Below are 7089 nucleotides of genomic sequence, written 5' to 3' on the forward strand. Positions count from 1 at the left end.
GGGGTCGGGAGGGAGAATGAATTCAATGTTCTATCGCGCTGCAATGCGTGTCGGTCGTAAGGCGCTCATCGGTGCGCTACCGCTGGCGGTGGCGACTACGTTCGCCGGTGCCGGAGCGGCATCGGCCACCAACTACGCCGATCAGCAGGCGCAGTTGGCCCAGGCGATCTCGACGTCGGGCACATCCGCGGACATCGGCTACCGCACCACGGTCGCGCCGGACCTGAAGACCGTTTCCGCCACACTCGATGCCGGCACGTTCCAGCTCGGCGAGACCTCGATCAAGGTCGTGGACAAGGCGGGCGCGGCGGTCACCGAGCTTCCGCGCACGCTGGCCACGCCGTCCGGTACCGCCATCGCCTTGGATGCCGAGGTTTCCGAGGACGGCCGCACGCTGTTGGTGACGACACCTGAGGTTTCGGCAGCGACGGGCGCGGAACTGAAGGACATCGCGACCAATCCAGGGGCGCAGTACCCGGATCCGGTCATGAATGGTGCGGCCGCGGGTGCGGGCGTCGGTGCGGTCGCCGCCCTCATCACCTGCATTCCGACCCTGGCGATCTTCGTCGTCGGTTACGCGCTGTGCGCCGTGGTCGGCGTGGTGACCACGGCCATCCTGGGTGCCGTGATCGGCGCGGTCGTGGGTACGGTCGCGCCCGATGTCATTCCGCAGGTGCTGCCCGGACAATCAGCGATTGATTCGCTGAGCTGAAGTCGCGAAAGGCGCTGCGGCGGAAACCATCCGCCGCAGCGCCTTTCTTCGGGTCGTCTTCGTTTCGCCACTCGGCGCAGGTTCGATGGTCACACCGTCGCCGCGCGGGAGTCGACGGGAAGATCACATCGGGTACACCGGGTGCTTGCGCGGGTTGAACTCCGGCTTGACCGGCGGCTTGTCCCGCAACAGGCGCAGCGCGCTCCGGATCTCCAGACGGGTCCGCGCCGGTTCGATGACCGCGTCGATGTAGCCGCGTTCGGCGGCGATCCACGGGGTGGCGATCGTCTCGTTGTACTGGTTGATCATGAACTCGCGCGCCGCTGCCCGATGCTCCTCCGGCACCGCCGCCAATTGCCGCTTGCCGATGAGGTCCACCGCGCTGTCGGCGCCGATCACCGCGATCCGGGCCGTCGGCCAGGCGAAACTGATATCGGCGCCCACCTGCCGGGCCGCCATCATGCCGTAGGCGCCACCGTAGGACTTGCGCACGACCAGGTTGATGATCGGGACCGTCGCCTCGATGATCGCGCGCGGGACCCGCCCGCCGCGGATGATCACACCGTTGGCTTCCTGCTCGAGGCCCGGCAGCACGCCCGGGGTGTCCGCGACGAACACCAGCGGGATATTGAACGCGTCGCAGAGCCGGATGAAGTAGGTCGACTTGTCCGAGCAGGCGGCGTCGATGGAACCACCCAGCACCAACGGCTGGTTGGCGATCACACCGACCGGATTGCCGTCGACCCTGGCGAACCCGGTGATGAGATTCGGGGCGAACGCGGCGCGGATTTCGTGGAATTCACCGTCGTCGAAGATCCGCAGCAGGATCTCGTGCATGTCGTAACCGGCGCGATCGGAATCCGGGATGATCGTGTCGAGCTCCCGATCGGTAGCAGTGATCTCCGGCTCCAGGCCGGGGTTCACGATCGGCGGCTGCTCGAGACAGCTCGTCGGCATGTAGCTCAGGTAGTTGCGCGCCCACTCGTAGGCTTCCTGCTCGGTGTCGGCCACGTGATGCAGGGTGCCGCGTTTGGCCTGTACTTCGGCGCCACCGAGTTCTTCGGCGGTGACGTCCTCACCGTTGACGGCTTTGATCACCTCCGGCCCGGTGACGAACATGTAGGAATCTTTGGTGCCGATGAGCACGTCGGTGTTGATCGGCCCGTACACCGAACCCGCCGCGCACTTGCCGAGAATGATCGACACCTGTGGCACATACCCGGACAGTTTTTCCAACACCCGGGAGATATCACCGAACGAAGCGATCGAACCCACAGCGTCCTGGATACGGGCACCGCCGGAATCATTGATCGTCACCACCGGGCATGCGTTGTCGAACGCGAGTTGCAGCGCCCGCATGAACTTGCGGGCGGACGTGATACCGACCGACCCGCCGTACACGGTCTGATCGTGCGCGATCACCACCACCGGGCGGCCTCCGATCAGACCGCGACCGGTGACCAGCCCGTCACCGTAGAGAGCATCCGGTTTGTCGGGCTGACGAGCCAACGCGCCGGTCTCGATGAACGTCCCGCGGTCGAGCAGCATGTTCACACGCTCGCGAACGCTCGGAACGCCCTTCTTCTCCCGCTTGGCGGCACCGGCCTCACCCGCCGGTTCCGCAGCGATCGTCAGGATCTTGACCAGTTCATCAAGCTTCGCCTCGGTACCTGTCACGCTCGCCGCCACCTTCCGAACCAACTTTTGTGCCCCCGCGACGTTAAGCGCTATCGACACAGAACGTGTCATCCAACTGGATATCCTGGACAATTCACAGCCGAAGCCGGCCGCACATCCTCGAGAGTCCGAACACGGCGAGGACACGGACTCAGTGCGAGTCCGTGTCCTCGGCGCCTTGCTATCCGGGTGCGCTCACGAGGAGCGCGAGCTCACCAGGAGCTCTTGTGCACGCCGGGCAGTTCGCCCTTGTGCGCCATGTCGCGCAGGCACACGCGGCAGAGGCCGAACTTGCGGTAGACCGCGTGCGGGCGACCGCACCGCTGGCAGCGGGTGTAGGCGCGGACCGCAAACTTGGGCTTGGCGTTGGCCTTGTTGACCAGTGCTTTCTTTGCCATGTGCTCAGTTCTCCTTGAACGGGAAGCCGAGGTGCTTGAGCAGGGCACGGCCTTCTTCGTTGTTGGTCGCGGTGGTCACCACGGTGATGTCCATACCACGCGGACGGTCGATCCGGTCCACGTCGATCTCGTGGAACATCGACTGCTCGCTCAGGCCGAACGTGTAGTTGCCGTTGCCGTCGAACTGCTTCGGCGACAGGCCGCGGAAGTCGCGGATACGGGGCAGCGCGATGGAGACCAGCCGGTCGAGGAACTCCCACATCCGGTCGCCGCGCAGGGTGACCTTGGCGCCGATCGGCATGCCCTCACGCAGCTTGAACTGCGCGATGGACTTGGTCGCCTTGCGGATCTGCGGCTTCTGACCGGTGATCAGGGCCAGGTCCTCGACGGCACCGTTGATCAGCTTCGCGTCGCGGGCGGCGTCGCCGACACCCATGTTGACGACGACCTTCACCACGCCAGGGATCTGCATCACATTGGCGTAGCCGAATTCCTTGTTCAGCGCGTCCTTGATCTCTTCGCGGTAGCGCTGCTTCAGCCGGGGCTGCACTTTTTCCGTCGTGGTCATATCAGATGTCCTTCCCGTTCTTACGGGAGATCCGGACCCGCTTGCCGCTCTCCTCGTCGGTCCGGTAGCCGATACGGGCCGGCTTGCCGTCGGAGTCGACGACCATCACGTTCGAGACGTGGATGGGGGCTTCCTGGGTCACGATGCCGCCCGAGGAGGCGCCGCGCTGGTTGGCGGAGTTCGCGACGTGCTTCTTGATCCGGTTCACGCCCTCGACGAGGACCCGGTTCTCCTTCGGGTAGGCCTGGATGACCTTGCCCTTGGCGCCCTTGTCCTTGCCCGAGATGACGAGCACGGTGTCACCCTTGTGCACCTTCATGTCAGAGCACCTCCGGAGCCAGCGACACGATCTTCATGAACTTCTTGTCGCGCAGCTCGCGGCCGACCGGGCCGAAGATGCGAGTGCCGCGCGGGTCGTTGTCCGCCTTGATGAGCACGGCCGCGTTCTCGTCGAACTTGATGTAGGAACCATCGGGACGACGGCGCTCCTTGGTGGTGCGCACGACGACGGCCTTGACCACGTCACCCCGCTTCACGTTGCCGCCGGGGATGGCGTCCTTCACGGTAGCGACGATGATGTCGCCGATACCGGCATAGCGACGCGACGAACCGCCGAGAACGCGGATGCAGAGGATTTCCTTCGCACCCGTGTTGTCGGCGACGCGCAGTCGCGACTCCTGCTGAATCACTTCAGCGTCCTCCTTGACCTGGACGTATGTGCACGCCGGATTGCCGACCCGACGGGCATGGTCGGTTGCCCTCCGGACGCGCGCCTGCCAGCGGTTTCCTCGGTTCGAGCGAGAAACGCGGAACCAACCACTGGGGGTTCACTGCCGGATTGCGGGCACAGCTCCCGCAGGCAACCGGTCTAGTGTATGGGAATCCGCAGGTCGTTCCCAAATCGGGGCCACACGGCGGCGCCCATTCCCCAATCCGGGCCGGTCCGCCTCCGCGCCGGTAGCCTCGTGTCCTGCAAGGCTGCCTTCGTACATCTGCGGCGACGCCGCGTCGGGGAGAGGATTCTCGTGACATCTACCGGTCGGCCAGCGAAGCTGGATCGTCGTGCCTTCCTGATCGCACTCGGAGCGGTGCCGGCCGCCACCGCGCTGGTCGCGTGCTCGAACGACGCCGAACCAGCGAGCCGGACGCTCACCGGCGTCGATCTCACCGGAGCGGACGAGACGATCCGGCCGCAGGACGACCTGTACCGGCACGTCAACGGCAAGTGGCTGCGGGAATCCCAGCTGCCGCCGGACAAGGTCGCGTTCGGCTCGACGAGCGAGGCGGCCGAGCGCACGCAGCAGCAGCTGCGGGAGATCATCGAGGGTATCCGGGACCCGCGGCCCGGCTCGGAGGAGCAGCAGATCAAGGACCTCTACGACGCGCGGCTGGACTGGGACGAGATCGAACGTCTCGGCATGACGCCGCTGGCGCCGCTGTTCGCGAAGATCGACGGCGCGGCCACCAAGGCGGATCTGGCGAAGGTGATGGCCGAGCTGCCGATCGGCGGGCTGATCGGCCTCGGCATCGGCGCCGACCGGAAGAACTCCGACGCCTACATCCCTTCGATCGGCCAGTCGGGTCTCGGACTCGGTGAGCAGTACTACCGGAAGCCGGAGTACGCCGAGGTGCTCGCGCAGTACCGGATCTTCCTCGAGCGCATCGCCGCGGGAGCCGGGTTGGCCGATCCGGCCGGCACCGCTCAGCGGGTGTTCGATCTGGAGAAGCGCATCGCGCCCGCGCACTGGGACAACGTGCGCAACCGCGACACCGACGCGACGTACAACGTCTACAGCTGGGCGGACATGACCGCGCTCGCCCCGGGCTTCGACTGGGATCCATGGCTGGCGGGGAACACCGATCGTCCGCGCGAGCTGTTCGCGACGATGGTGGTCAACCAACCGTCCTACCTCACCGCGGCCGGTCAGCTGTGGACCGAGGTGGATATCCCCACCTGGCGGGACTATTTGAAGCTGTACGTGCTGCGGGAGTTCGCTCCGTACCTGCCCAAGGCCGTCAACGACGCGAATTTCGAGTTCAAGGGCAGGGTGCTCAACGGGCAGGACGAGCGTCCCGAGCGCTGGAAGTACGGCGTCGGCATCGTCGACGAGCATCTCGGCGAGCAGCTCGGAAAACTGTACGTGGCCAAGCACTTCCCGCCCGACGCCAAGGACCGCGCCAGGGAGATGCTGGCCGATGTCGTCGCGGCTTACCGGGAGAATTTCACCAATTCGACCTGGATGTCGGCGGCGACCAGGACCGCCTCGCTGGCCAAACTGGACAAGATCGATGCCAAGATCGGCTATCCGGACAAGTGGGTCGACTACTCCAAGCTGAAGATCACCAAGGGCAAGCTGATCGAGTCCCTGCTCGCCGTGAACGAGTTCGAGGTCAAGCGCGCGTTCGCCCGCCTCGGCACGCCGGTCGACAAGTCCGAGTGGAGCATTTCGCCCCAGACGGTGAACGCCTACTACTCGTCGACTTCCAATCAGATCGTCTTCCCGGCCGCTTACCTCCAGCCGCCCTTCTTCGACAAGGACGCCCTGCCCGCGGTCAATTTCGGTGCGGTCGGCTCGACCATCGGACACGAAATCGGCCACGGCTTCGACGACCAGGGCTCCAAGTACGACGGAGACGGCAACCGGCGCGACTGGTGGACGCCCGAGGATCGCGCCGCCTTCGAAGCCAAGGCCAAACAACTCGTCGACCAGTACAACGCGCTCGTGCCGGAGGGCCTCGAGCCGAACCAGCACGTCAACGGCGAACTCACCGTCGGCGAGAACCTCGCTGACCTGCGTGGATTGCAAATCACGCTGGCTGCCTTCCGCATCGCCGAGAAACGTCGCGGTATAGATGAGCCCGACTACCGCACCATGTTCCTGTCCTGGGCCCGCAGCTGGCGTGAAAAGCAAACCAAAGAACTCACCGTCCGCTTCCTCACAATCGACAACCACTCCCCCAACGAGTTCCGCTGCAACCAGGTCGTGCGCAATCTGGCGGAGTTCTACAAAACCTTCGAGGTGAAGGAAGGCGACAAGCTGTTCCTGCCCGCCGACCAGCGGGTGACTTTCTGAGTCGAATGCCGCACCCGCAGGCCCGCGTCGTGGCAGCGCAGCCGGGTGCGCGACTCCATGGGTGATTCGGCCCGGCCGTCGGCCAGCGCGATCAGCTCGGCGGCCTGCCCGCGCCCGCGCCGTCCGGCGTGCTTCTCGAGTTCGGTGGACAGCGCGTCGCGGGAGAGTCCGCCGCGCAGCGCCGCGTCCAAGGTCGCCAGCGCGTCCATCCTGGGCAGGGTGCGAGCGAGATCGACCGCCGTGCGCACCGCGTTGGTGACGACCGTGCCGCGGACCGAGGCCAATTCCGCCGGATCGACTCGATCGCGGTGCACGATCAGCCGATGGGAGTGAGCGGCCCGCATGCCGAGCACTTCGGTCGGCTGGTCCGCCAGGACCGAGAACCCATGCAGCTCGGCGGCGGTGCGGTAGGCGGCGGCCACCGAGGTCAGCCCCATCGACAGGCGCGCGGCCTCCACGCGCAGTTCGGGTGAGGCCGGCGTGGTGGCCTCCCGATATACCCCGTGGAAGACCCGCACCCACTCGCCGCGGTCGACCCGCGCCCGCAGCTCGCCCCGGGAATACTCGCGCTGTATCTGGCGCGCGGTAAAGACGCCGAATTGCGTGTCCCGCAATCGCTCCAAACCAGGTCGCATGCCCCCAGCATGACCACCCCCGAAC

General features: G+C 65.9%; 8 protein-coding genes. 2 read left to right on the forward strand and 6 right to left on the reverse strand.

Features of this window, described 5'->3' with window-relative positions; all coding sequences use genetic code 11:
- Nucleotides 1–43 precede the first annotated feature (43 nt).
- Complete coding sequence (locus tag HOV91_RS38050) at nucleotides 44–712, forward strand: DUF8020 domain-containing protein (RefSeq protein WP_174190044.1); 669 nt, start codon at nucleotides 44–46, stop codon at nucleotides 710–712.
- Between the two features lie 123 nt (nucleotides 713–835).
- Here the strand turns inward: HOV91_RS38050 and HOV91_RS38055 are convergent, their stop codons facing one another.
- From HOV91_RS38055 to rplN, 5 genes are all read right to left on the reverse strand, one after another.
- Nucleotides 836–2389 (reverse strand): acyl-CoA carboxylase subunit beta, encoded by a 1554-nt coding sequence (locus HOV91_RS38055; RefSeq protein WP_174190045.1) that lies wholly within the window; start codon nucleotides 2387–2389, stop codon nucleotides 836–838.
- A 212-nt stretch (nucleotides 2390–2601) separates the two neighbouring features.
- Nucleotides 2602–2787: a type Z 30S ribosomal protein S14 gene (locus tag HOV91_RS38060; RefSeq protein WP_067646866.1), complete on the reverse strand. Its 186-nt coding sequence runs from the start codon at nucleotides 2785–2787 to the stop codon at nucleotides 2602–2604.
- Nucleotides 2788–2791: 4 nt separating this feature from the next.
- Nucleotides 2792–3355, reverse strand: a complete 564-nt coding sequence (gene rplE / locus HOV91_RS38065; protein WP_040864866.1) for a 50S ribosomal protein L5 — start codon at nucleotides 3353–3355, stop codon at nucleotides 2792–2794.
- A 1-nt stretch (nucleotide 3356) separates the two neighbouring features.
- Nucleotides 3357–3674 carry a 50S ribosomal protein L24 gene (gene rplX / locus HOV91_RS38070; RefSeq protein ID WP_040864865.1) on the reverse strand — a complete coding sequence of 106 codons (318 nt, stop codon included), beginning with the start codon at nucleotides 3672–3674 and terminating at the stop codon, nucleotides 3357–3359.
- A 1-nt stretch (nucleotide 3675) separates the two neighbouring features.
- Nucleotides 3676–4044, reverse strand: coding sequence for a 50S ribosomal protein L14 (gene rplN, locus HOV91_RS38075; RefSeq protein ID WP_039795505.1), 369 nt, complete (start codon nucleotides 4042–4044; stop codon nucleotides 3676–3678).
- A gap of 336 nt (nucleotides 4045–4380) precedes the next feature.
- Between rplN and HOV91_RS38080 the strand changes: the two genes are divergently transcribed.
- A complete protein-coding gene (locus tag HOV91_RS38080; RefSeq protein WP_312884939.1) occupies nucleotides 4381–6429 on the forward strand; it encodes a M13 family metallopeptidase in 2049 nt (682 codons plus the stop codon).
- On the opposite strand, the gene HOV91_RS38085 is transcribed toward HOV91_RS38080, so the two are convergent.
- On the reverse strand, nucleotides 6360–7089 hold a 730-nt coding region (locus HOV91_RS38085), incomplete at its 5' end, for a type IV toxin-antitoxin system AbiEi family antitoxin domain-containing protein (RefSeq protein ID WP_217441587.1). The two genes, HOV91_RS38080 and HOV91_RS38085, sit on opposite strands and share 70 nt — an antisense overlap.

Origin of the sequence: Nocardia barduliensis, assembly GCF_013315795.1 — a bacterium.
Lineage (GTDB): Bacteria > Actinomycetota > Actinomycetes > Mycobacteriales > Mycobacteriaceae > Nocardia > Nocardia barduliensis.